General features: G+C 44.9%; 12 protein-coding genes. 6 read left to right on the top strand and 6 right to left on the bottom strand.

Features of this window, described 5'->3' with window-relative positions:
* Positions 1 to 182: 182 nt before the first annotated feature.
* Genes msrA through HMPREF3034_RS07075 form a run of 5 tightly spaced genes read right to left on the bottom strand, consistent with a single transcriptional unit; the run spans position 183 to position 8,597 of the window.
* Positions 183 to 701, bottom strand: coding sequence for a peptide-methionine (S)-S-oxide reductase MsrA (gene msrA / locus HMPREF3034_RS07095; protein ID WP_036897394.1), 519 nt, complete (start codon positions 699 to 701; stop codon positions 183 to 185).
* Positions 702 to 717: 16 nt separating this feature from the next.
* Positions 718 to 2,898 (bottom strand): HEAT repeat domain-containing protein, encoded by a 2,181-nt coding sequence (locus HMPREF3034_RS07090; RefSeq protein ID WP_062434348.1) that lies wholly within the window; start codon positions 2,896 to 2,898, stop codon positions 718 to 720.
* A 29-nt stretch (positions 2,899 to 2,927) separates the two neighbouring features.
* On the bottom strand, positions 2,928 to 4,568 hold the full coding sequence (locus HMPREF3034_RS07085; RefSeq protein ID WP_062434345.1) for a DUF6850 family outer membrane beta-barrel protein: 1,641 nt from the start codon (positions 4,566 to 4,568) through the stop codon (positions 2,928 to 2,930).
* Positions 4,568 to 5,743: a DUF4876 domain-containing protein gene (locus HMPREF3034_RS07080; RefSeq protein ID WP_062434342.1), complete on the bottom strand. Its 1,176-nt coding sequence runs from the start codon at positions 5,741 to 5,743 to the stop codon at positions 4,568 to 4,570. Before HMPREF3034_RS07080 ends, HMPREF3034_RS07085 begins: the two co-directional genes overlap by 1 nt.
* A 19-nt stretch (positions 5,744 to 5,762) precedes the next feature.
* Positions 5,763 to 8,597: a TonB-dependent receptor gene (locus HMPREF3034_RS07075; RefSeq protein WP_062434339.1), complete on the bottom strand. Its 2,835-nt coding sequence runs from the start codon at positions 8,595 to 8,597 to the stop codon at positions 5,763 to 5,765.
* 779 nt (positions 8,598 to 9,376) lie between these two features.
* On the opposite strand from HMPREF3034_RS07075, the gene HMPREF3034_RS07070 reads away from it, so the two are divergent.
* Positions 9,377 to 11,818 (top strand): glycoside hydrolase family 94 protein, encoded by a 2,442-nt coding sequence (locus HMPREF3034_RS07070; RefSeq protein ID WP_062434337.1) that lies wholly within the window; start codon positions 9,377 to 9,379, stop codon positions 11,816 to 11,818.
* A 15-nt stretch (positions 11,819 to 11,833) separates the two neighbouring features.
* Here the strand turns inward: HMPREF3034_RS07070 and HMPREF3034_RS07065 are convergent, their stop codons facing one another.
* The gene (locus tag HMPREF3034_RS07065; protein ID WP_036897408.1) at positions 11,834 to 12,733 is read right to left on the bottom strand and encodes a diaminopimelate dehydrogenase; all 900 of its coding nucleotides are present in this window, start codon (positions 12,731 to 12,733) and stop codon (positions 11,834 to 11,836) included.
* A gap of 297 nt (positions 12,734 to 13,030) precedes the next feature.
* Between HMPREF3034_RS07065 and HMPREF3034_RS07060 the strand changes: the two genes are divergently transcribed.
* From HMPREF3034_RS07060 to sprA, 5 genes are all read left to right on the top strand, one after another.
* Positions 13,031 to 14,161 carry a DUF262 domain-containing protein gene (locus HMPREF3034_RS07060; RefSeq protein ID WP_052052852.1) on the top strand — a complete coding sequence of 377 codons (1,131 nt, stop codon included), beginning with the start codon at positions 13,031 to 13,033 and terminating at the stop codon, positions 14,159 to 14,161.
* Positions 14,158 to 15,270 (top strand): DUF3696 domain-containing protein, encoded by a 1,113-nt coding sequence (locus HMPREF3034_RS07055; protein WP_036897411.1) that lies wholly within the window; start codon positions 14,158 to 14,160, stop codon positions 15,268 to 15,270. Before HMPREF3034_RS07060 ends, HMPREF3034_RS07055 begins: the two co-directional genes overlap by 4 nt.
* A gap of 11 nt (positions 15,271 to 15,281) precedes the next feature.
* Entirely contained in the window at positions 15,282 to 16,127 is an 846-nt protein-coding gene (locus HMPREF3034_RS07050; RefSeq protein WP_062434335.1) for a hypothetical protein, read from the top strand.
* A gap of 112 nt (positions 16,128 to 16,239) precedes the next feature.
* Positions 16,240 to 16,857 (top strand): Holliday junction branch migration protein RuvA, encoded by a 618-nt coding sequence (gene ruvA, locus HMPREF3034_RS07045; RefSeq protein WP_036897415.1) that lies wholly within the window; start codon positions 16,240 to 16,242, stop codon positions 16,855 to 16,857.
* 34 nt (positions 16,858 to 16,891) lie between these two features.
* Positions 16,892 to 24,424: a T9SS outer membrane translocon Sov/SprA gene (gene sprA, locus HMPREF3034_RS07040; protein WP_062434332.1), complete on the top strand. Its 7,533-nt coding sequence runs from the start codon at positions 16,892 to 16,894 to the stop codon at positions 24,422 to 24,424.
* The last annotated feature ends 185 nt before the right edge of the window (positions 24,425 to 24,609 follow it).

Below are 24,609 nucleotides of genomic sequence, written 5' to 3'. Positions count from 1 at the left end.
TTCTAAAGCTTTTCTTATCCCGAACTCGCGTATAGAGTATACCGGTCTCTTGATACTGCTTGCTTTGGTGGTATCGGCGTTTGTGACACCCTATTTGGGGTGCTTGTTTGCGGCATTGTAGGTATCAAAAAAAGACATGTTATGAATGGACTCATAACATGTCTTTTTGCTTTTATCTATCTTTATCGTTTCATCTTGGCCTGTCGGGCAAACTCGAATAGTTCGATAGGCAGGTGACAATAGCCTTGCGGATTTTTGTCTAGGTAATCTTGATGGTATTCCTCTGCCTTATAAAACATCTGTAGTGGCTCCACTTCTACGGCAAGCGGTTCGTCGTATTTGGCTTGGATGTCGTCGTAGACCTTACGTATCACCGGTAGTTCTTCGGCCTTGGTGTAGTAGATTCCGGTACGATAACGTGTGCCGACGTCGTGTCCTTGTTGGTTTACGCTGACCGGATCGATGGCCGCAAAGAACATCAGCGTGAGGAATTCGAGACTTACTACTTCAGGATTATAGACGATGTGCACGGCTTCGGCGTAGCCTGTTGAGTCGGTATATACCTCTTTGTACGATGGGTTGACGATGGTCTTGTCGCCATTGGCAAATCCAACTTCGGTGTCGATGACACCTTCTATCTGTTTAAAGAAGTGTTCGGCTCCCCAAAAACAACCGCCTGCTACATATAAATCTTGTGTCATATACGGAATATAATCATTATTTATTGATGTGTTTCAAGCGGTTGACAGTCTTCAAAGCCTCATTTCTTACTTCGGGTTTGAAACTGTTGTCGCGGCTCATCTCGTCGGCACACTTGGCTATGGCAGGCACTTGATAAGACAGCGTGTGCCATCCCAGCATTTCGAGCAAAGCCACTTGAGCATCGGGTTGAGCCTGTGTGCGGAGGTAGTTGAGTATCTCCGGGATACGATGGTGAGGACAGTAGTTACGCAATCCGCGTATGGCGCTGAGACGTTTTTTGGCGGTTGTGCTAGATGAAACAGCCATGTCTACATACTCGCTCCACTTCTCTGTGGCTGCTACAATGAGTTTCTCATATCGCTTACCAGTCTTCTCTTTGTCGATTAAACGAAGAGATGGGGCGTTGAACTGGCGTTGGAATTCGGCCAACAGTTTGTCTTTGGGGAAGAGGGTGAGAGCATTCATCGCGTTGAAACGGCAACGCTCGGATAGGCTGTTGGTCATGTTTGTGGCGATAATAGCGGGGATTAAAGCATCGTTTCCGCTCTCTCCAATCAGGTGAAGTGCTGTGCGTTGTACTAATTCATAGCTGTCGTTGGCAGCCAATTTCAATGCTTCGATGAAGTTGGCATCGTCGTGTTCGGCCAGAGAATAGAGTGCTTGGAGGCGTACGAGAGCCTCGTCCGAGTTACGGAAGATGGCTAATAGCTCGGCAGAAGTCATCTTATTATCTCTGTTTAAGCGGTCTATGGCTATACATTTCACATCGGCATGGGCATCGGTCTTGAGCAGTTTGTGCCACACAGCATCGTTATTACCAGCTAATAGAGCTGAGATGTCGGCCGATTTTTGCGATGGTATGAACGTAAAAGTCGGATCGCCGATGACGTGCGACTCCATATAATAAGAGAAACGAGCCAATTCGCCTACGCTGGCACCAAGCCCTAATAAGCCCATATAGCGGTCGCTCCATTTGTTTTGCAGCACGTTGACGGTGTTGGCAATGACAGCTACGGTACGTCCGGGGCTGAAAATATACTCGTCGGCAATGCAATCTTCGCGATGGAACGAGCCGTTGAAGCAGGCATCAATCATGATAACGCGACAATTCGGAGTGTAGTTGTATTTGGCAAAGTCGGTAGTATGCAGGTCGAGCAAGTCGTTGTCGAGTGAATCTTTGGCCACAATCTTCGGGTCGAAAGTATTCTCTAACCACGTATGAGGAATATCCAGACGCTTCTCGAAAGCTGCCATCACGCTGTCGGCATTCTGTCCTCTGTCCTTGGCATCGCGTGTCTTGCTGCGGAAGAATTGCTGAATGAAGGTCTTAGCCTCGTTCACATTGTTCGGTGAAGGGATTCCGTTGAGATACTCTGTGTTCCATGCGCCGTGGTGATGGAGTATCGCGAAGTCGAGATCTTGGCGCATAAGTTCGTTCATCAGTTTGAATTTGACGTTGCGGTATTGCAAATGACTGAGGTAACTGATGCCATTTGGTTGGCGTTTCAACCATGGGAAGTGTTCGTAAAGTCCTTCTTTCTCGTCGACACGGGCAACAAATGACTGCGAGATATAGCCATGTCCTTCAAAATAGAACATCTTGTTGAGGCTGCCGGCAGCACGCTTTTCGCGCACAACCTTGGTCAGATAGTTGCGCAACTTGACGTATCTAGACATCCCACCAACGTCTGTTGGGCGGATACGGCCACTATATAGCGTCGGATTTAGTATTTGTGGCGACTCCGCAGTGAGCGAATAATAGTAGTATGGAGCATCGTTGTCGTGTCCAAGTGGCTTGAATTTCAGGTTGAAATCATCGTAATAGCGGTCTGAAGGGATAGACGATTGCTTGCGATTGGCCTTTTGGTTCATCTTAAAAGCACTCGTGAAATGCTGTGCATCGCGTATCATTGCTATCGGAATATCGCCTATAAAGACAGCTCCTTCGATAGGATTTTGGCGCAAAGCATGTAGGCGTTGCAGTTCTGTACGAATGGAATCGGGCACTCCCCAACGATCGATGACGGTGTAGACGTGCAGGTGTTGCATGTCTTCGATGGCCTTGGCATAGGCTTGAATTTCGTTTTTCGCCTCGTTATAGCTCTTTTTATCTACGACGATAGCGAAGCCGCGACCTGCCAATGCCTGCATGGTTGACAGCAGGCAGAGGCTTATCATTGCTAAAATTTTCTTCATAACTCTTGTATAATATGATTGTTTAATAACTAGAATTTGAGACTTACGCCGGCGTTGATGGCTGTCCTAGACCTCGAATCGAACATCTTTGAGTAGACGGATTCTTCGTTGTAGAATTTGCAAGCAACGTTGGCAAAGAGCCCAAACCATGTATTTGTCCCATAAAGTTTTACCGGGAAATCGGCTGATAAGTGTGCTTTGAAACCTGAACTCTTGGCTGATAAGTATTCGAAATAGGGGGCAGCGTATGATTCACGAGTCGATGCTTGAATGAAATCGGCCTGCTTATCACCAATGCCGAAGCTGGTATAGCCATCTAATATGCCCTGCATGCGACAGCTGCCTAGCATCCAATACTTGCCAATTTCAAGGTCGATGGTGCCTGTAGTGTACTTCTGTTCGGCCATCTTGGCTTGATATTGTTTGATACGCATGCCGTTGATGCCGGTCGAAACTTTCACGGTAAAGTCTGGAAGTCCATTCTTGAGCATGTCGAATCGGTAGCTCGCACCGCCTTCATAGTACGAAGCGTCGTGCACTTTCGACTCGTTTAATATCTCGTAATAGCTGATGTTACCATGTTCGGTATCGGTCTTTTTGCGTTGGTCGTACCAATATCCCTTGCCTTTATAGTAGCTGAAGTTAGCCGTAATATTATGTACGAAGCGGTCGGATGATGCCAAACGCAATCTATCGGCAATGCTTATACCGCGCTTATCGTAGTCTCCAGCCTTGAAAGTGTAGGCTGCTCCGCCGTCTTCCGCATTTTCATTAATGGACGATAGTTCCACTTCAAAGATATTGGAGAGGCTCGATGATGCTGGTGCATACACCCATTGAAGAGCTCCTTTCAACGTATTACCGCTGTAGTTGCGCGGATATCCGGCCAAATCGCTGTTGGTTCGCGTGATATAATCGCCTGAACCTTTCATCAAGAAGTACATGTAATTGGTGTAACTATTGATGACTGTGTGGGTCAGTTCGGAACTAAAGAGAGCCAATGTGGCCGAGAAGCCAAGTCGATGTGCGCTTCCCAATCTAAGCTCTACGCCCGGATTGATAACAAATCGAGACGAGTTGACCTTCGGACGAGGGTCGGTTTGGTCGGCACTGCTGCCTACTTTGTAGGCCAACTTAATGGCTCCAACGAAGAGAGGATTCCATTCATAGGCTGCTCCTACAGACATATTGAACAGTTCGGTGGTTACATCACTGGCGATAGAGTCGCCAATTACGAATGGATTGGAGCGAGTCAAGAAGAGCGTAGAGTTCCATTTACGGTTGTAGTCTTTGCAGTTTACATAGCCAATTTGGCCTTCCAGACTGAGTTTCTTGAATCGTTGTAGACCGTAGAGCGATGCATTCAAGCTGTTATTTTTGCTTCCGGCATCGACTTGGTGGAATGCTCCGCGCTCGAAATGTCCGAATACCGAAGCGTCGGTTACGGTGCCTACGCGGTTGTAAGCTAACCCTACAGGTGTAGACATGCCTTGATATAGGTTGTCGATATAATTGTATTCCTTGTAGAAGAAATGCTCGTTGGTTTTGTCCATCTTGCTCTGTGCAAGGACGGTACCGGTGCTGATGGCAGCCAAAATCAGCAGCGCCACTCGCTTACCTATTATATAATGGTGTGTCATTCTTAACATCTTAGTGTTCTGTTTATTCATTATTGATCTACTGAAGTGGGAGTCTGACCCGGCGTAAGTTCCTGATTGTTCAAGAAATCATTGGCCGAATTGTTGGTATCTTGGTAGTAAGCACGCCCGTCGACAATCTTCGTTACCTTGCGACGGATACACTTTCCGGCATTCGCAGTGCTTGCCAAGATACCTTGTGCATCGTCTTTTGGCAAGAAAGTACCATAATTATTGGTTCTCTTATTATTCCATATGTCTACGGCATCCAGCACATATTTGCTTGGAATCATGAGATATTGAGTCTTTGAAAGAGTTCCCGGCATAGTCATGATGTTCTTGGGATCGGCTGCAAACTGCTCCGGAGTCATGCCGTTGGGACACTTAGCTATGAGGTAGGAACGCCCATTGACTCCTATACCAAAGGCTCTAATTCTAGTGTTGTTTGTAAATATTACCTTCACATTAGGAGTTGGATAATCTATCTCTCCTTTGGCTTTGTCAATATAAATTTCCCAATCTGCTTTCGAAAGATCAGGGCAGTGGTTGCCTTCCTTGGCTCCCGTAGAATGATTGATAGGGTCGTTGGCCAGCACAATGCTTTGTCCCGGTTGCAATGGATGTTCTTTTCCAGAGCCGGGAAAGGCTATTACCAGTCCTTGTCCACATGCGTAGAGGTCGGGATAACCATTGGCTTGCCATGCATTCTCTTTTGTTTGTCCACCGGCAGGAGCAGATAATATCAGGCCATCTAGATATTGTACCTCGTCAGAGTTGTTTACTATCTCAAAGTATTGGTCTAAGATATAACCCTGCTGTCCGCCTGTTGTGTAGATAGACTTGAAGATAATGGGTGACTTTATAATCTTTGATAGGTTGATAGTTGATGTAGTATTGGCGAAGAGGATAGTCTCTGTATTACCTGAAACATAGGCAGCGGCCTCATCTGTCACTTTTCCCGACAGTACTAAAGTGTACTGTCCTTGCAACAAATTGATAGTAGTATCGCCCGAAAGAGTAAACTCTTGTGATGTTCCATTGTCGTTGGTGGCCACCAACTTCAACTTTGATAGTTTGCTGCCGACTAAGGCTTCCTCCGGATTCAAGGCTATCTTCAGGTTGTAATATTGCGGTATGCTTGCTTCGTCTCCGCATGATACCATGAATATTGCGGCTGTGAAGAGCAGTAGATTGATTATCTTTTTCATCTTATATCTTTTGTTTCGTTTAGAATTTGAATTTCACTTCGGCTCCGAAATAGTTGTCGGGATAGATTTGCGACTTCGCCAACGTATTTCGATTCACGTGCCATCTTGATGTATTCAAGAAGTTATTAGCGGTGAACGATAGCTCGCATATCTTTCCAAGTTCCTTGGTGAAGCGGAAGTTGAGCATGACCCAAGGGTTCACATGGTCGCTGTTGAAAGCGTAAAGTTTGTATTGGTCAACCATCAGACTGTACTTATTGTCCTTAGCATAGTCCGGTTTCCACTCCGTATAGCTACCGTTGTTGCTATAGAAGCCTAACGGTTGCACTTCGTAAGTCTTACCGTCGGCCGACAATGTGTACTTGCTACTGCCGTCGGGGGTCTCGTATACGGCACGTGTATTCTCATACCAAACCACCTGTACCGTCGTGGTAAATATCATCTTTACGGCAGGTATGTGGGTGATGAAGCGGAAATTAGTGTTCACACGGTCGCTGATGGTACCGTATCCGGCTGGCATCATGGGCACATAATCGTATGTAGAACTGATGTAGTTCAGGTAGTTTTTCTCGTTGATACGCTTGATGTGGAACCATGCACCATCGATATTGAGTGATGTACGCAATGGTTTGAACACGCCAAGATCCAAAGAATACTCGATACCGTGCTTGTTACTGCGCGATGTATTGTCGGGCATCGACCACAGTGCATTCTGTGTGGCGATGGTAGAGGTAGCAGTCTGCTTCTTGCCATTGAGCGTATAAGACAGTTGTGAACCGTCGAAAGCCAAATCGGCTGCACCATGTGGTACGTTGAAACGAGGATACTGCATACCAAGGAATACTGATGAGAAACCATATTCGTGGCGGTTGCTCTCGTTGAAATAATTTACATAGCCTTTCACACGACCGATCTTGAAGTTCACGCCTACCTCCCATTTGCGGTTGTTGGTGGGCTTGATGTTTGGGTTTTGTGTGTTGGTGATGGCTTGAGTCTGGATGAGTGCCAGTGAAGATTGTTCTCCGATGTAACTCAAACTCACGTTGTCGAAGTAGGCATTATCGGGATAGAGGTAGAGCAGGGTAGGCATCTTGTTGGAGATACCGAAGCCACCGCTGATGCTCAATTGGTCGAAGAGACTGTTGTTGTGCTTGTCTAATAGGTTGTATTCTGCATTGATACGTGGCTCGGCAACGAATATATTGCTACGTCCACTCTTGCTTTTGTTCAAGAACATATTGCTCACACGGACACCCGCAACGAGGTTTAACCATGTCTTACCGATGCTTACTCGTGTGTTGTCTTCGATGAAAGCGGAGAGATTGTTGAGTGCCGGGATAGAGCTAAATGAGCGTGGACGCAAGGTTTGAGAGCTACTCGATTTCGGCGGATTGTTCATGTTGAACGTTAAACCTTTGCCTGCATTGTCGTCGAAACGATAGTCTACACCAGCTTTGATATTGGTATAGTCTAGATCGTTCAGCTGGATATACTTGTTGGCCTTGACTTGAGCGAAGATGTTAATGGGCACCCCTTCTATCTTATAATCGCTGAAATAAGCCTTGGTGAGGAATTGAGCCGGAGCTATTCCGGTCTTCATGTTGTCGGTAACGACGCCGTCTGGGGTTGCAATCCAGTTGTGATGCGTATCCACAGTGCGTGAAATCTGAGCCGAGAAGTCGTAGTTGATGGCCGTAAGCCAATTGTTCATGCGTATGTTTCCGTTTATCGAGAGGCGTCCACCGGTGTTCTTGTTCTTGTAGTTCAGCTCCAATTCCGACATCTGTGGGTCGGTCTTGCGATTGTTCACGTTCGAGTAAAGCGAGCTGCGGAGATTGAATGTGATCGGATGGGCTCCTTTTGCGTTGAATACATTCGAATATCCCAGCGATAGGGTGAGTCGGTCGTAGCCCATATAGTGGCGACGTGTGTCGGAATAAGATTGTGACCAATCGAGTCCAAGGTTCAATGCGCCACCATGACTGAAGTTGAATCCCTTGCCCACGTAAGCCAACTTAGAATAGGGATCGGCTTTGAATTTTACTTCGAGCGGAGTGTGTCCGGCTTTGGTCTTGACAATAACGACACCCGAAGTCAAGTTGCCATATTCCACAGAGGGGATGCCTCGAATCACTTCTACCGATGCGATATTGTCTACACCGATGGTTCTTAGGTCGCTACCTTTGCCGGCTGTGGTCTGATTGCGCATGTCGTCGGCATTCGACGACGAACTATTTCCGTTTCTTGTGGGCGACAATGCCTGCAGGTTACCGTCGTTGCTGAGGGGGGAGCCATCGAGAATGACGCTTGTACCCAGCGCATTGTTGTGGTCACTACCAATCTCTCTAAGATTGGCTTGTGCCAAACTGTTGAGGGTAGGATTGGTTGTTATGTTGCCCGGTAAGAGTTGTAAGATATCTGAAACGCTCTTGGGTTGGATGTGACGGATGGCGTCTTGCCCGATTTCCGACTTTGAACCAATGGCCGATTGGCGTGCCGTTACGGTGACTTCTTTCAATGTCAACGCTTGTTCGTGGAGCTTAATGACCAGTCGTTCGCTGCCCGTGGATACCTTGAAGCGACCTTTAGCAGTCTCAAACCCGATGCAAGAAGCCGTATATTCGAACTCACCTGCCTTGACATTGCGCAGTTGGAACTCTCCTTTCTCGTTGCTCATGGCCGTAATGGCATTGTTGAACGAGATGTAGGCTACGTCGATGGGCTTACCATTGTCATCGGTGACAGTACCTTTAATGGTGAAAGAACCGTCCGAAGTCTGGGCTATAGCCGGAGAAAATACGGTCAACGCCACTACGAGCGTGACCCAAATGAAATTTATTCTTTTTGGTTTCATAATCTAATGATGCCTATTTTTTAAGACCTTATTATATATATGGTGGTGGAAGCAGTATAGTCTCTGTTTGCTGCAATGGTTTCGCAAGTTTGCTGTCTAGTCTAGGCAGCGTTGCTGACCGGACTTAGCAGCATCGTTGCAAGGGCTTTGCAGTGCCCTGTCGGAAAAACACTTGATTTTCTACTTAAATATATGAACACTGCAAAATTAATGATTTTTAAGTACATGATCAATACCCTAATGTTGGTATTTTTAGGTTATTTTAGATATTTTCTTTACTTATAATTTGTCTATAAAATCGGAATTAGATATTCGGATAGTAATTGTCGTAGCTTCTAAAGTTGTAAATTAGTATCTTTTGTTGCATAAAACAGGAATAAAACACAAATCTTTGCAAAAAATAGAAAATTCATTGGAGAAAATTATGAAGTTTGAAATTGATTTCGTAACTTTGCCTGTGTAAAACTTTAAGAGTTGGTTGAGTCCACTCTTTTTTACAATGGAATAGAATTATAGTTATGTCCAGATAGATTATAAATTTTGAGTTAATTACTGTTTTGTAGGGGGAATGGTTTCGTGAGAAAGTGTTCTCTCTTTTTTTATGCTTTTTTCTGAACATATTTTTATTGCCCGATAGGTTTAGTATTCTATTTATTCCGTATCTTTGCACATATAAGAATCGAAAGAGTAGACAATGATAATGGCAGATGAGTGAATCGGCCTGAAACTCTTACCGACAGCAAACAAATCTACATTATTACAAATCAAACATTTCAGACATGGAGAATAAGAAGTATGGGCACTTTGATGATGCCAACCGAGAGTATGTCATTACCGACCCAAAGACACCGTGGCCGTGGATCAACTATCTTGGCAATGAAGATTTCTTTTCGCTTATTTCCAATACAGCCGGGGGCTACAGCTTCTACAAAGATGCTAAGTTCCGTCGCTTAACGCGTTATCGTTACAATGGTGTACCGATGGATGCGGGCGGTCGCTATTTCTATTTGAAAGATGGAGATACGGTGTGGAATCCCGGATGGAAGCCTTGTAAGACATCTCTCGACTTCTATGAATGCCGCCACGGTATGAGCTATACGCGTATTATGGGGCGTAAAAACGATATTGAGGCCAGCGTGCTTTTCTTTGTTCCGCTGCATACTTGGGGTGAGGTGCAGAAACTTTCGCTGACCAACCATTCTACAGAGACGCGTCGACTGAAGCTCTTCTCGCTGGCAGAGTGGTGTTTGTGGAATGCTGCTACCGACATGGAAAACTTCCAGCGTAACTTCTCTACAGGCGAAGTAGAGGTGGAAGGAAGCACACTTTATCATAAGACGGAGTACCGCGAGCGTCGCAACCACTATGCTTTCTATCATGTGAATGCGCCTATAGATGGGTATGATACCGACCGGGAGACGTTTGTAGGGCTCTATAATGGGTTTGACGAGCCTGAAGCCGTGACTGAGGGAAAGGCACGCAACAGCTTCGCTCATGGCTGGAGTCCGATAGCTTCGCATTATATAGAGGTGGAGTTGCAGCCCGGAGAGAGTCGCGACTTTGTCTTCCTTTTGGGGTATGTGGAGAACGAACAAGCTGATAAGTTCTTGGCTCCACAAGTAATCAATAAGCAGAAAGCACACGACTTGATAGCCCGCTTCGACACTGTGGACAAGGTGGATGCCGCTTTTACAGAACTCAAGAACTATTGGGAGCGTCTGTTATCGGTGTTTGTATCGCATACCGGAAACGATAAACTCGACCGTATGGTCAACATTTGGAATCAATACCAGTGTATGGTGACATTTAACATGTCGCGTTCGGCGAGCTTCTTTGAGAGTGGTATCGGGCGCGGTATGGGATTTCGCGATTCCAACCAAGACTTGATAGGTTTCGTACATCTGATACCTGAGCGTGCCCGTGAGCGTATTATCGACATCGCTTCCACGCAGTTTGCCGATGGTGGATGCTATCATCAATACCAACCGCTGTCTAAACGCGGCAATAATGATATTGGTGGAGGATTCAACGATGACCCCTGTTGGCTGATATTCGGTACGGTGGCTTATATCAAAGAAACGGGCGACTTTTCTATTCTTGATGAGATGGTGCCATTTGATAACCAAGTGGGTACGGAGGTTACGCTACTGGAACACCTGCGTGTGAGTTTCAACCACGTGGTAGAAAATCTCGGTCCGCACGGATTACCGCTTATCGGGCGTGCCGACTGGAACGACTGTCTGAATCTGAACTGCTTCAGTTGGGATCCCAACGAGAGTTTCCAAACCACCGAGAACAAGACAGAAGGCTCGAAGGCAGAGTCGCTGATGATAGCCGGACTGTTCGTTGTGACCGGTCGAGACTATGCTGAACTGTGCCGACGTATCGGTAAGGACGATGAGGCCGAGCGTGCTTTGAAGCATGTGGCCGATATGGTGGAGGCTGTAAAGCATCATGGTTGGGATGGCGAATGGTTCTTACGAGCTTACGACTTCTATGGAAATAAGATAGGTAGTGATGAAAATGAGGAAGGCAAGATATTCATTGAGTCGCAAGGATGGTGCACGATGGCGGGTATCGGACAGGAAGACGGACTCGTGGACAAGGCACTGGACAGTGTGAAAGAACGTATGGATACCGAGTTTGGTATCGTGTTGAACAATCCTGCCTTCACCACTTATCATGTGGAATATGGCGAGATAAGTTCTTATCCGGAGGGTTATAAGGAGAATGCAGGCATCTTCTGTCACAACAATCCGTGGGTGATTATAGGCGAAACGGTAGCCGGTCGCGGTGACGATGCGTGGAACCACTATACCAAGATACTGCCTTCTTATGTGGAAGAGCGTTACAGCCTGTTGCACAAAGTAGAGCCCTACGTGAATTGTCAGATGGTTGCGGGTAAGGATGCAGCGCGTCCCGGTGAGGGAAAAAACTCTTGGCTCACGGGTACGGCGGCTTGGATGTGGTATACGGTATCGGAGTTTATTCTTGGTATCAAGCCCGATTACGATGGTCTGCTCATTGACCCATGTCTGCCATCTACAGCTAGAGAGTATACGGTAAGTCGTAAATTCCGCAATGGTATGTATCAGATAACGGTGAAAAACCCTGATGGACGTGCTAAAGGTGTGCGCCAAATCACGGTTGACGGTAAAAAAATAAGTGGCACTGTAGTACCACTTATGGAAGGAAATCACATGGTGGAAGTCACCATGTGATATGACTTGAATCTCTTATACCAATGTTGCGACAATCTCCTCACGTGTGCCCGGAAGCATATCGATGACGGGGATTTCGGGCATGGTGTAGCATCCGGGTTGCAAGCGGAACGATGCACGAGCCACATTGACCAATACCTGTGCCGTAAGAGCAGGGTTGTTGATGCTCATATTGAACTCAAGACGCTGGTTGGGAGTCTGTCCGCTTACGCCCTTACGAACGAGATTAACACCATGACCCATGTCGCGAACATCGTCTACCGATGCTACTGCGAACACGTGGGTCTCATCATGAGCGAAGTAGGGGTCTGCTTTGATTTCAGCAGTTACATCTTCTAACTTTGCATCCTCTTCCAGTTCGATGTAGACCATGCGGCGATGAATGCCTTCGCCCAATGGAATGGTGACAGAAAGTGCATTTTTTACACCCTTCTTACCGCGTGCACAAACAGAGTGTCCCATTGACATGCCGGGGCCAAAGTTGGTATAGGTGAGTCCCTTGGGAGCAAGGCTCTGCATGAGGACACGCACGATAGAATCGGATCCCGGATCCCATCCGGCTGCGATGACACTCACTTTGCCTGCCTTGACACAATTCTCGGTTTGCTGTTTGCGGTATTCCAAGATGGAGGTATGGATGTCGAAGCTGTCTACTGTATTGATGCCAAGAGCTACAATGCGGGCAGCATATTCCGGACAAGAGCGTGTAGGAGTGGCCAAGATAGCTACATCTACATCTTTGAGTTTGGTTATATCGTCTACTACTTCGTAGTTGGTAAGTTCTAGTGGTTTGTCTTGTGCTCCGTTACGACGCACGATTCCTGCGATTTCAAAGTCGGGTGCAGCTTCTAAAGCCTGCACTGTGTAATGACCAATGTTGCCAAAACCGACAACGGCTGCTCTAATTTTCTTCATAATCCTGATATTTACTATTTGTTCAAACTTTTATTGTTGTACGTTGCAAAAATACACTTTTCCAACCAAATCAAACTTTTTTGACTATATTTTTTGCATTAAATAATGAAAAAATGAATTTAGGTCAAGAGGGGGATAGATTCTTAATAGAATGTGTCGTTGGGACAAAATGGATGCCTGATCGTAAAACCGTAAGCTAATATTGAGAAAATTAGATAGTTGATTCTGTATCATAATTAGTATAAAACTTGTTGAAGTCGTATAAAAATCTTATTTTTGCAACAAACAATATAAGCTATGGCAACTCTCTTTCCGGTACCAATTTCTAAGCCTTTTGACCCTTCTACATTGAAGATAGAAGTGAGGAATACAACTGTTTCAGCTCTCTGTGAAATGTTGAAGAATGATTTTATAGACTTACAACCGGACTTTCAGCGCCATGCAGATTTATGGAACAAGAAAGAAAAAAGTTGTTTGATAGAGTCTATTATTCTTGGAATTCCATTGCCGAGTTTTTATTTTTATAAGGATGAGAAAGCTAAAAGATGGGTTGTCATCGATGGTTTGCAGAGACTATGCTCGCTTAGAGACTTCATGGTAGAGAAAAAAATGAAGTTGGAAGGGCTTGAGTTGTTGGCAGATACACATGAGGGTTTGATGTTTGAAGATTTCAGCTTTTACGATCAAGTAGAGATGGTAATGCGTACAGTAACCCTAAATATTATTATGGGGGACAGCCTACAAGAAGCGAAATATACCATCTTTCAGCGTATCAACTCAAAAGGAACGCCACTTCAACCAGCTGAGATAAGGAATGCCCTCTTTCATGGCAAGTCGATGGACTTGGTTAAGAAGTTGGCGCAAAGCGAATGTTTTAAGGAAGCAACGCTCAATGGTGTGTCGGAAAAAAGGTTGTTGCATTTTGATTTTGTAGCCCGATTTATAGCCTTCTATTTGCAAGGCTATGAAGCATATCAGAACATAAGGCAACTTCGGAAAGGTTCAAAAATGGCCAATGACACTACTATGGATATTTATATTGGTAATGCATTGGAGACACTGAATGGGGTAGATGATGAGAAGGTCTTTGTGGAATTGGAAGCAGTATTCTATCGTTCTTTGACTCTTTGTCATGCGCTATTGGATAATCAGGTGTTCAGTAATCCTAGACGAGACAATAGGCGAGAGAAGATTTCCATAACTCTATTTGAGGCAACAATGTGTGCTGTGGCTAACTTGACTAAGGCAGAAGCTAACTTGATGATAGAACGAAAGGATACTTTCCGACGCCATTATGAAGAATTGTTCTACAATGAAAGGTTTTTAAGAGCTCTCTCTAACGGTACGAATCAATATGTTTCGGTGAAGACGAGATTTGAATGTTTAGCCTCTATAGTAATAAAAACACTTAACGATACGGATAAATGATACAGCGATATACTATCAATAATTTTAAGAATCATGCCCATTCGATATTCGAGTTTAGCAATTTGAACATTTTGACAGGTATTAATGGAATGGGTAAATCGTCTGTTATGCAGTCGATGTTGTTGCTTCGTGACTCTTTCTCACGCAACCAAATGATGGATAGATTGTTCTTAGATGGAATTTCATTTAAATTAGGTGGAAGTGTGGAACTGCTGAATCGAAATGTAGAAGAAGAGCCAGATAAATTGTGTTTGTGTATTGATACGGAAAATAAAGAGCTTAATTTTCGCTATGTTTATCCTCTGGTTGACTCTTCGGAATTGGAGATTGATGGTGAAAATCCTACTATAGAGGATTTGAAAGAAATCTCATTGTTCAACGATAATTTTCAATATTTGAGTGCTTTTAGATCGGGACCACAAGATTTTTATGACTCTGATGCGAGTTTGGTAGATAGGCATCGGCAAGTATCTAAGAATATGGGAGCTGGTGAATTGGCGGTATATTACTTGAATAAGTTTGGAAATGAAGATATTGTTATTAGTGAACTGCGCCATCTAGATACCGTCTCCTTGTCTCTTTATTCACAAGTTGAAGGATGGATGAAGGAGATTTCTAATGGTATTCAACTCAAGATAGACCAGAAAGATAAGCGCATAGAACTGAGCTTTGGATATGAAAGACCGGGGCGTTCAACGACATATCATCGTGCAATGAATACCGGATATGGAATCTCTTTTGTGCTTCCGATTATAGTGGCAATACTGTCTGCCAAGCCCGGTGCCTTGATATTAATAGAGAATCCTGAAGCTCATATCCATCCATCTGGGCAAGCTGCACTGATGAGATTGATTACGCTGGCAGCTGAACATGGTGTACAAATCTTAATAGAAACACATAGCGACCATATTATTAATGGTGCATTGGTGAATGTAAAACAAAATAATCTATCGAAAGAAGCACTCGCTATTTATTATTTTGATCATGATGAAGAGTTGAATGCAAGTCCTGTGAAATTGAATATAGGGCACAGTGGTCGTATTCAAGATGCTCCTAAAGGATTCTTTGACCAAATGAGTATTGACCTAAAAGTGTTGTATGGGCTGTAGAGTAAAATACCATGAACAGATTGTTTCTATTATTTCCGGCAGCAACGGAGGAGAGTGCTGGTGCGGATGTGGCCTATCTTAGAGTATTGGGAGAGGTTACCAGCGAACACATTATCAATCTTTTTAGTCTCATAAATCGAAGTAGAGGGATGATAACAGAAGAAGATGTGGTCTCGTATTATGATGAGAGGCATCTTCAGGCATTGTTCTCTAAGGTGGAAGAAAATTGTGAAATGCCACAGCTAGAGAATTTATTGTCGACATTGACTGACGTAGATTCTATTCAAAATGCAGGGTTGAAAAATGAAATGTTGACGATTAATGGCATTCAAATAGAAAGTGGACTTTTGAATTCTTGGGCAGCTTCTAGTGAAAAGGAGTTTGATGCATTGGTAGATTTGGACGCTTTAAACTCTAAAATAAGAGATATAGATGCAAGGAAGGAGTCGGGGGAGAAACTTGATGTAGTGGTGTTACCTGCTGTGGAAGAAGATGTCTATAAATGGTTGGTGGATAGACGGAATCCCCCAAGAGTATTGGATGCCGATTATGAAAAGCATACCCAAGTTGAGAAAATAGGTAAAAAAGGTGTGAAGATCTCTGCAATGAATTATCCGAAAGAGCGAGTAGAGGAATTCTTAAAGCGAGCAGTGCCTGCTAAAAAAGGTTTGAGAGAACTCTATTTTAAAGATATTGAGGAAAATAAAATCATTATCTTTTTTGATGAGAACTTGTCTACACCAACGTATCATTGTTTTGAAGTGTCTGCCGATGATGCTTTAGAGTTGCATAAGATAAGCCAGCGAGGTGGAAGAAATTTGCAAGAGAGAATAGAAAAAAGCGCTCGTATCGTGTAGTCTATACTATAACTCATATTGCTTCTACTAAAATCCAACAGCTTCATCACAATAAAATATTTCTATTATTCGTTATATTTTATAAAAGAGAATCATTATTATAAAATAGTCTATGATAGAATATATTAAGGGTGAATTGACCGATTTAACCCCCGTACAGGCTGTTGTGGAAGCCGGAGGAGTAGGATATGCAATGAATATTTCGCTCACTACATACAGTGCAATACAAGGGAAGAAAGAGGTAAAACTATATATCCACGAGTCGTTGGTGACAGGCGGACGAGATGATAGCTACACTTTCTTCGGCTTTGCAACGAAGCAGGAGCGCGAACTTTACCGTATGTTGATTACCGTTTCGGGCGTGGGAGCCAATACAGCTCGCATGATGTTGTCATCAATGTCGCCATCCGAGTTGTGTAATGCCATTGCCAATGGCGATGATAAGATGATTAAGAACGTCAAAGGAATTGGGTTGAAAACGGCTCAACGTGTCATCGTCGACTTGAAAGATAAGATTGTTGCCAGTGGAATAGCAAATGAATTCCACGTTTCAGCCAGTGCTAAGGAGACGCTGGTCAACTCTCCGGTGAAAGACGAAGCACTGGGTGCCCTTACCATGTTGGGCTTTTCGCCTGCACCAACAGCCAAGATTGTCGTAGCCATATTGACCGAAGATCCATCGCTCAGCGTCGAAGCTGTGGTGAAAGAAGCATTGCGAAGGATTAAATAAGTAGCGTGTGAGAATAACGAATCGTCTGCAAACGATGTTCATAGGGATGCTGACTGCTACGGCGGTCAGCTATGCTATGTCGTTGCCTATGATGCAAGATGATTCTAAACGCAGCAAGAAGCAATCGCCAAAAGCGCAAAAGATAGACGTGATAGGGCAGCCGATATTGGACGAAGATACCGTTCCGGACAGCTTACTTCATCCGCGTTGGCGCATTCAGCGTACTATGCCCATTACCATTTCCGACCTTGATAGCAGTGCACTCGACCTGAAAACACCCGATAATGTGCGGCAAACTGTGGAGTACAATGACTCTTTGAACTTATATATAATAGGTAAAAAGATGGGCGGAACATATATCTCTGCTCCTATTATGATGACTCCGGAGGAATATCGGGCATGGAGTGAGAAGCAAATGCGCTATAAATATTATCGTGTTAAGAACGATGCTATCTATCAAGCGAAAGGAAAAGAGAAGTTTGACTTCTCTGATATGCACTTCGATTTAGGACCGGCTGAGAAGATATTCGGGCCGGGGGGCGTACGCATTCGTACACAGGGAACGGCTGAACTTAAGTTTGGTGGGACGCTGAAGAATGTGGATAACCCCTCACTTCCTATCCGAAACCGGAAGACAACGACCATGGATTTCGATGAAAAGGTGAACTTGAACGTCAATGGAAAGGTGGGCGACAAGGTCAACTTCGACTTGAACTATAATACAGATGCCACGTTTGACTTCGATGCACAGAACATGAAGCTGAAGTACGACGGCAAAGAAGACGAGATAATCAAACTCGTTGAGGGTGGTAATGTGTCGTTTCCATCTAACTCTTCGTTGATACGTGGAGCCAGTTCGCTATTTGGTTTGCGCACAGATATGCAATTTGGGAAACTGAAATTGCAGTTGGTAGCATCGCAAAAGAAGACAGCAAGTACCAGCGTTTCGAGTAAGGGAGGGGTGCAATTGAAGCCCTTTGAGATAGGAGCAGCGGACTATGAAGAGAATCGTCATTTTTTCCTTTCTCAGTATTTCCGGGACCATTACAATGCCGGTATGCGAACATTGCCCAATATGATGACCGGTGTACAGGTAAATCGCGTGGAGATTTGGGTAACGAACAAGACCGGAACGACAACCAATACGCGTAATATCGTGGCATTGACCGATCTTGGTGAATGTACGAAAATATCCAATTCGAGGTGGACAGCAAGTGGTATTGTACCGGCGAATGGGGCTAATAGTGAGTATGGAGAAATGGTTGGTGCCTACAGTAGTGCCCGCGATATAAACCAAACATCAACGGTGCTTGATGGTGCAGGACTTATTGGAGGTACCGACTATGAGAAGTTGGAGAGTGCCCGATTGCTCTCTTCAAGTGAATACACGCTGAATACGGCACTCGGTTACGTCTCATTGAGAAGTTCGGTACAGACCGATCAAGTGGTGGCCGTGGCTTTTGAGTACACTTATGGAGGTGTAACTTATCAGGTAGGTGAGTTCGCCGGTGATCAAACAGATACCGGGAAAGCTCTGTTTGTGAAGTCTTTGAAGAATACAAGTAACCATCCCAAGCAAGGCAACTGGGATTTGATGATGAAGAATGTGTACTATTTGGCTTCGAATGTAGAGAAGGCTAAGTTCCGTTTAGACGTCAAATACCAAAGCGATACCACCGGTGTTTACCTGAATTATATACCGGAAAGTCAGGTTAAAGGCACTCCTATTATCAAGTTGTTGGGGGCAGATAGGCTTGATAACAACAACAAACCCAACAGCAACGGATACTTCGATTACGTGGATGGATATACGGTAAGCGGTGGTAGAGTGTTTTTCCCGGTGACCGAACCCTTCGGTTCTTACCTGTATGATTATCTTGTTGGCAAGGGTGTACCAGCTACTGAAGCGGCTAAATATGCTTTTACGGAACTGTATAATTCTACCAAAACCGTAGCCAAACAGACTGCGGAGAAAGATAAGTACCAATTGGTTGGACAGTTCAAAGGAACTTCTGCCAATGTCATATCACTTGGAGCATTCAACGTTCCACAAGGTTCGGTGGTGGTTACAGCGGGTGGAATGGTACTTAAAGAAGGCTCCGATTACAGCGTGGATTATAGTGCTGGTGAGGTAACCATCCTCAATCAAAGCATCTTGGATGCCGGTACGAATATCAAAGTCTCACTTGAAAGTAACACCGACTACGCACAGATGCGGAAGACAATGTTCGGTATGAATTGGGAATATGACTTCTCTAAGAACTTTCAATTGAGCGGAACAATACAGCATTTATCCGAACAAGCACTCACCACGAAGGTGAATATGGGAGCTGAACCGCTCAATAATACCTTGTGGGGTGTCAACTTGAACTGGAAGAAAGAGAGTCAATGGCTCACCAATATGCTCAATAAGATACCGCTGTTGCACCTCACTCAACCTTCCAATATATCCTTAACGGCCGAGTTTGCACAGCTGATTGCTGGGCAAGCCGGGGGCACACAAGACCATGCTTCTTATTTAGATGACTTCGAAAATACCAAGAGTACCATTGATGTATCGACTCCTACATCGTGGATTATATCCAGTGTTCCGAGCTTATTTCCCGAACATAGCGACAAGACTGGGTTGACCAGTGGGTTCAATCGCAGTTTGTTGGCATGGTATAATATAGATCCTTTGTTCACTCGAAGAAGCAGTTCGTATACGCCGGGACATATCAGGAGCGACCTCGATCAATTGAGTAATCAATATGTTCGAGAAGTTCCTACGACCGAACTTTTCCCTAATCGCAACGTAACCAGCTACACCGGAACCACCTCAATACTCAATATCCTCAATCTAGCATACTATCCTAATGAGCGCGGACCTTATAATTTCAATCCCGGCCTAGATGTGAATGGTAAGCTACCTAACCCTGCTCAACACTGGGGAGGAATGATGCGAAAGCTTGATACTAATGATTTTGATGCCGCAAATATCGAATATATTGAGTTTTGGTTGATGGATCCGTTTATCTATACCAACAAGCAAGCCGATGCATCTGACTATGGTGGCGACTTCTACATCAATCTTGGAGAGGTGAGCGAAGACATTCTGCACGACGGCCGGAAGTTTTATGAGAGCGGAATGCCGGTCGATGGATCGGCCAACTATACCACTACACAGTGGGGAAAAATACCCACATCCTCGAATATAACCTATGCTTTTGCCACATCAAAGGGTGCTCGTGCCTTGCAAGATGTGGGCTATAATGGCCTTAATGATACCGAAGAACAGCAATTTCCTACTTATCAAAGTTTCTTGACTGCCCTTCAGGGACACGTGAATCCTGCCGTGTGGGATTCTATTTGGAACGACCCTGCCAACGACGATTATCATTATTTTCGTGGAACAGACTACGATGAGATGCAGGCAAGCATCTTACGACGCTATAAATATATCAACAATCCGCAGGGGAACTCGCCCGATTCGGAGAATCAAAGAGAGAGTTATAATACATCATACAAGACCACTCCCGATGTAGAAGACATCAATCAAGACTATACTCTCAACGAGTATGAGAAGTATTTCCAGTATCGTGTGTCAATGCGTCCGGCGGATTTGGTAGTCGGCCACAACTATATCGTAGACAAACGTGAGGTAGAGCCGAAACTCAGAAACGGCAGTTCGGAACGCGTAACATGGTATCAATTTCGTATACCTGTCGACGAATACGAGCGTAGAGTGGGCAGTATATCCGACTTTTCCAGCATTCGATTCATGCGAATGTTCCTCACCGGCTTCAAACATCCGATAGTATTACGCTTTGGAACGCTCGACTTGGTGCGTGGGGAGTGGCGTGTCTATACACAATCATTGGGAAATTCGTCGGGTACGGGAACCATGTCGGTTGGCGCAGTGAGCATCGAAGAGAACAATGATAAGACTCCGGTGAACTACGTTTTGCCTCCTCGTATACAGCGCGGACAAGACCCTACGCAGCCACAGTTGGTAGAGGATAACGAGCAGGCATTGGCAATGACGTTAGACAAATTGTCTACCGGTCAGTCGAAGGCTGTGTATAAGAACACATCGGTAGACTTGCGACAATATAAGACGATGCAGTTGTTTGCCCATGCCAACGCTTTCGAGCAAAACACCACGGCTCTCGTCGACAATCAGTTGGCTTTGTTTGTGCGCTTAGGCTCAGACTATCGTAATAATTACTACGAATATGAGATACCCTTAAAACTTACTGCTCCGGGGAGATACGACAATAATTCCACAGCAAGTCGTACCATGGTGTGGCCCGAAGAGAATATGCTTAACATCCCGTTAAGTCTCTTTACCAAGTTGAAAAAGATGCGCAATAAGTCGCGTGGGCTTGGTGCTGCCTCCTATACATCGGCCTTTAGCGACTACGATGAGGCCAATCCGTCGAATAAAGTTACCATCATGGGTAATCCGACATTGGGCAATGTGAAGGTTATGATGATTGGTGTGCGTAACAAATCAGACAATCCCAAGAGTGGAGAGGTATGGGTTAACGAACTTCGGCTCAAAGGTTATAACAACTCAGGTGGTTGGGCTGCCAATGGAGTCCTCAATATGCAACTGTCTGATTTGGGAACGGTTAATATGCAAGGCAAGTATATTAGCGATGGCTTCGGTGGTTTGGAAGATGGTGTTCAAGCCCGCTCGCAAGAGACGTATAAAACCTATTCCGTCACGACAACTTTGGAACTAGGTAAGTTTTTCCCAGAGAAAGCCAAAGTTTCTGCACCACTTTATTATTCGGTATCGAAAGAAATATCCAGCCCTAGATACAATCCACTTGATACGGACATGAAGTTGGACGACGCATTATCATCGGTTGCCAATAAGCAAGAGCGCGACTCGATAGAACGTATTGCCGTGACTAAACGACTCAACACCAACTTCTCGTTGTCCAATGTACGTATAGGAATCCAGACTAAACGCCACCCTATGCCTTACGATCCGGCCAATTTCTCTTTCTCTTATAGTCATTCGCACAGCCATTCGGCCGGTGAGACTACTGTATATGAGAATGAAGACAATTGGCGAGGGGCTTTTAATTACAATTGGATACCTGTTTATCGGGCGTGGGAACCTTTTAGTAAGTGGAAGAATAAATCAAAATGGCTTGACATTCTCAAACGTTTCGGGCTTAATTGGCTGCCACAGAATGTAGCATTCAATACCGAATTAACTCGCAATTACTATGAATTGCAAGAGCGAGATATGGATACTGTGGGGGGGGCAAAGCTTCCTGTGACTTTTAGTTCGGCTTTCTTGTGGAATCGCGAGTTCACTCTTAGGTGGGATTTTACACGAAATCTGCACATGAATTTCCAAAGTGCCACCCATGCAGAGATTGAACAGCCTTACGCTCCAATCAATAAAGACCTTTATCCCGACCAATATAGTGCGTGGAAAGATTCTGTATGGACCAGTATCAAGCACTTAGGTTCGCCACTTAATTACAACCAATCGTTCAGCCTATCGTATCAGTTGCCGCTCTATCTCATTCCGGTTCTCGATTGGATTACAGGTAATAGCACCTATAATGCTACCTATAACTGGGTTCGTGGTACCAATCTTGAGAATGGAGCATCGCTGGGTAATACCGTTGTCAACAATCGGGAGTTGAGTATCAACACCACGTTCAACATGGAGAAGTTATACAATCATATCCCATTTTTGAAAGCGACGAACGAACGTTTCAACCGTGAAGCGATGGCCAATACATCTTCTCGCCGGCGTCCAAAGGTCATTAAGCATCAGAATACAAACAAGGAAGTGGACAAGCAGAGGCAGGCTTTACCACTCAACAAGAAAAGTTTTGAGCAAGAAATCACCCTTTTGCCCGATACCATATTGGATATTACACATAGCAAAAAGTCTAAACGGCTCGTAGTCAATGCCCGCACTGCCGATGGTAAACAGTATAAATTGCATTTCAAACGGCTCGACGACAACCGTATCCGTATTATGAATAAGGTGGATTCGGCATTAAAACTCAAGATAACCGTGACACCAAAAGCTCCATTGGAGAATCAGAAATGGTATCGAACAGCGCAGAGTGTGGCGCGTGTCATGATGATGGTACGAAACGTAATGGTTAACTATCGCAACCAATACTCCATGTCTCTGCCCGGTTTCATGCCTAATGTGGGTGATGCTTTCGGACAAAGTCGTGGCACCAATGCACTGGCTCCGGGACTCGGATTTGCTTTCGGACTCACCGATGACTCGTTTATTGACAAAGCACTCGACCGCGACTGGCTGCTCATCAACGACTCTATAGCCACACCGGCAGCCACCAATCAGACCGAGGATTTGCGGATACATATGTCACTGATGCCTTTCCGCAATATGAATATTGAGCTTACGGCCAGTCGTAATCAGACCACCGCGCGTAGCATACAATATATGTATGAAGGGCGACCCACTACGCAGAGTGGTACGTTCACGATGTCTACTATCTCCATCGGCACGGCTTTTGAGAATATGGGTAATGCCAACAATGGCTTTTATAGCAAGAGTTTTGAGAAATTCTGCCGTTCGCTCGATGGTTTTCGTGACCGTGTGGAAGCCCAATATGCCCATGCTGTGTATCCCAGTGGTAGTAGACTGGCGGGTGGGACATTTGATGCTGCTAATGGAGCGGTGGACAAATATAGTGCCGATGTGATGATTCCTGCTTTCCTCTCCACTTATACGAGCATGGGAGGAAACTCGCTCAGCATCTTCCCATCTATCACCCGACTGCTTCCTAATTGGACTATGCGCTACACGGGGCTTAGTAAACTGCCTTGGTTCCGCGATATTTTCAAGAGCGTTAACCTTAACCATGCCTATCGGAGCATCTATGCCGTGGGTGCCTATAGTAGTTTTAGCACTTTTATGGAATACATGAACGGGCTTGGTTTTATTACCAATACACAGACCGGAAATCCTGTTCCAAGTAGCATGTACAATGTTTCGACGGTCGGTATCAACGAGAGCTTCTCGCCGTTGCTGGGTATTGATATGACTTTCAACAACGACCTCACGGCTAAACTGGAGTATCGTACCACGCGAGTGCTATCGTTGAGTATGACAAGCGTACAACTCAATGAGGCCATCAGTCGCGATTGGGTACTGGGATTGGCTTATAAATTGAATAATATCGACCAGTTTGGAGGACGTAACTATCGTAAAATAAAGGCCAAAGCTAAAGGTAATCTGTCGAATACCAACAAGCAAAATGCAACTCAAACAAATGGGAATAGTAGTGTAGGTCGCTCGAAGAGCGGTGTCAACCACGACTTGAATGTTCGTCTCGACGTCAGTTTTCGTCGGCAAGCATCCATTAGTCGCGACATTGCCAACATGACTTCTATGGCCAGCAGTGGCAACAATGCGTTCAAACTCTCCCTTGCTGCCGATTACACCCTATCTAGAATGTTGTCCATGACATTCTATTACGATCGCCAAAGCAATACTCCTTTGCTCTCGGCCAATAGTTATCCCACGACCACACAAGATTTTGGAGTGAGCATCAAGTTCTCGTTGACGAGGTAGAGTAGGGCTGTTTGTGTGGTGTTTTTGATGATGAAACTATTAAGATTATCCTCTTTTTACATGTCAACTCGTTTACTTGTCTACTTGTTTACTTGCCCACTAAAATACTGCTACAGCCTTGCAACATTACTGTATCGCCTGTTCAGGAATACAGAAAGAGGGTGTGTCAAAATTGATACCCCCTC

The organism is Prevotella sp. DNF00663 (assembly GCF_001553265.1).
Taxonomy (GTDB): Bacteria; Bacteroidota; Bacteroidia; order Bacteroidales; family Bacteroidaceae; genus Prevotella.
Note: the sequence above shows the minus strand (reverse complement) of the source record. Positions and strands in the feature narration are given on the sequence as shown.

Excerpts from the sequence above, each read along its gene's own strand:
- msrA (WP_036897394.1), bottom strand. The coding sequence starts at position 701 with ATGACACAAGATTTATATGTAGCAGGCGGTTGTTTTTGGGGAGCCGAA.
- HMPREF3034_RS07090 (WP_062434348.1), bottom strand. The coding sequence starts at position 2,898 with ATGAAGAAAATTTTAGCAATGATAAGCCTCTGCCTGCTGTCAACCATG.
- HMPREF3034_RS07085 (WP_062434345.1), bottom strand. The coding sequence starts at position 4,568 with ATGAATAAACAGAACACTAAGATGTTAAGAATGACACACCATTATATA.
- HMPREF3034_RS07080 (WP_062434342.1), bottom strand. The coding sequence starts at position 5,743 with ATGAAAAAGATAATCAATCTACTGCTCTTCACAGCCGCAATATTCATG.
- HMPREF3034_RS07075 (WP_062434339.1), bottom strand. The coding sequence starts at position 8,597 with ATGAAACCAAAAAGAATAAATTTCATTTGGGTCACGCTCGTAGTGGCG.
- HMPREF3034_RS07070 (WP_062434337.1), top strand. The coding sequence starts at position 9,377 with ATGGAGAATAAGAAGTATGGGCACTTTGATGATGCCAACCGAGAGTAT.
- HMPREF3034_RS07065 (WP_036897408.1), bottom strand. The coding sequence starts at position 12,733 with ATGAAGAAAATTAGAGCAGCCGTTGTCGGTTTTGGCAACATTGGTCAT.
- HMPREF3034_RS07060 (WP_052052852.1), top strand. The coding sequence starts at position 13,031 with ATGGCAACTCTCTTTCCGGTACCAATTTCTAAGCCTTTTGACCCTTCT.
- HMPREF3034_RS07055 (WP_036897411.1), top strand. The coding sequence starts at position 14,158 with ATGATACAGCGATATACTATCAATAATTTTAAGAATCATGCCCATTCG.
- HMPREF3034_RS07050 (WP_062434335.1), top strand. The coding sequence starts at position 15,282 with ATGAACAGATTGTTTCTATTATTTCCGGCAGCAACGGAGGAGAGTGCT.
- ruvA (WP_036897415.1), top strand. The coding sequence starts at position 16,240 with ATGATAGAATATATTAAGGGTGAATTGACCGATTTAACCCCCGTACAG.
- sprA (WP_062434332.1), top strand. The coding sequence starts at position 16,892 with ATGTTCATAGGGATGCTGACTGCTACGGCGGTCAGCTATGCTATGTCG.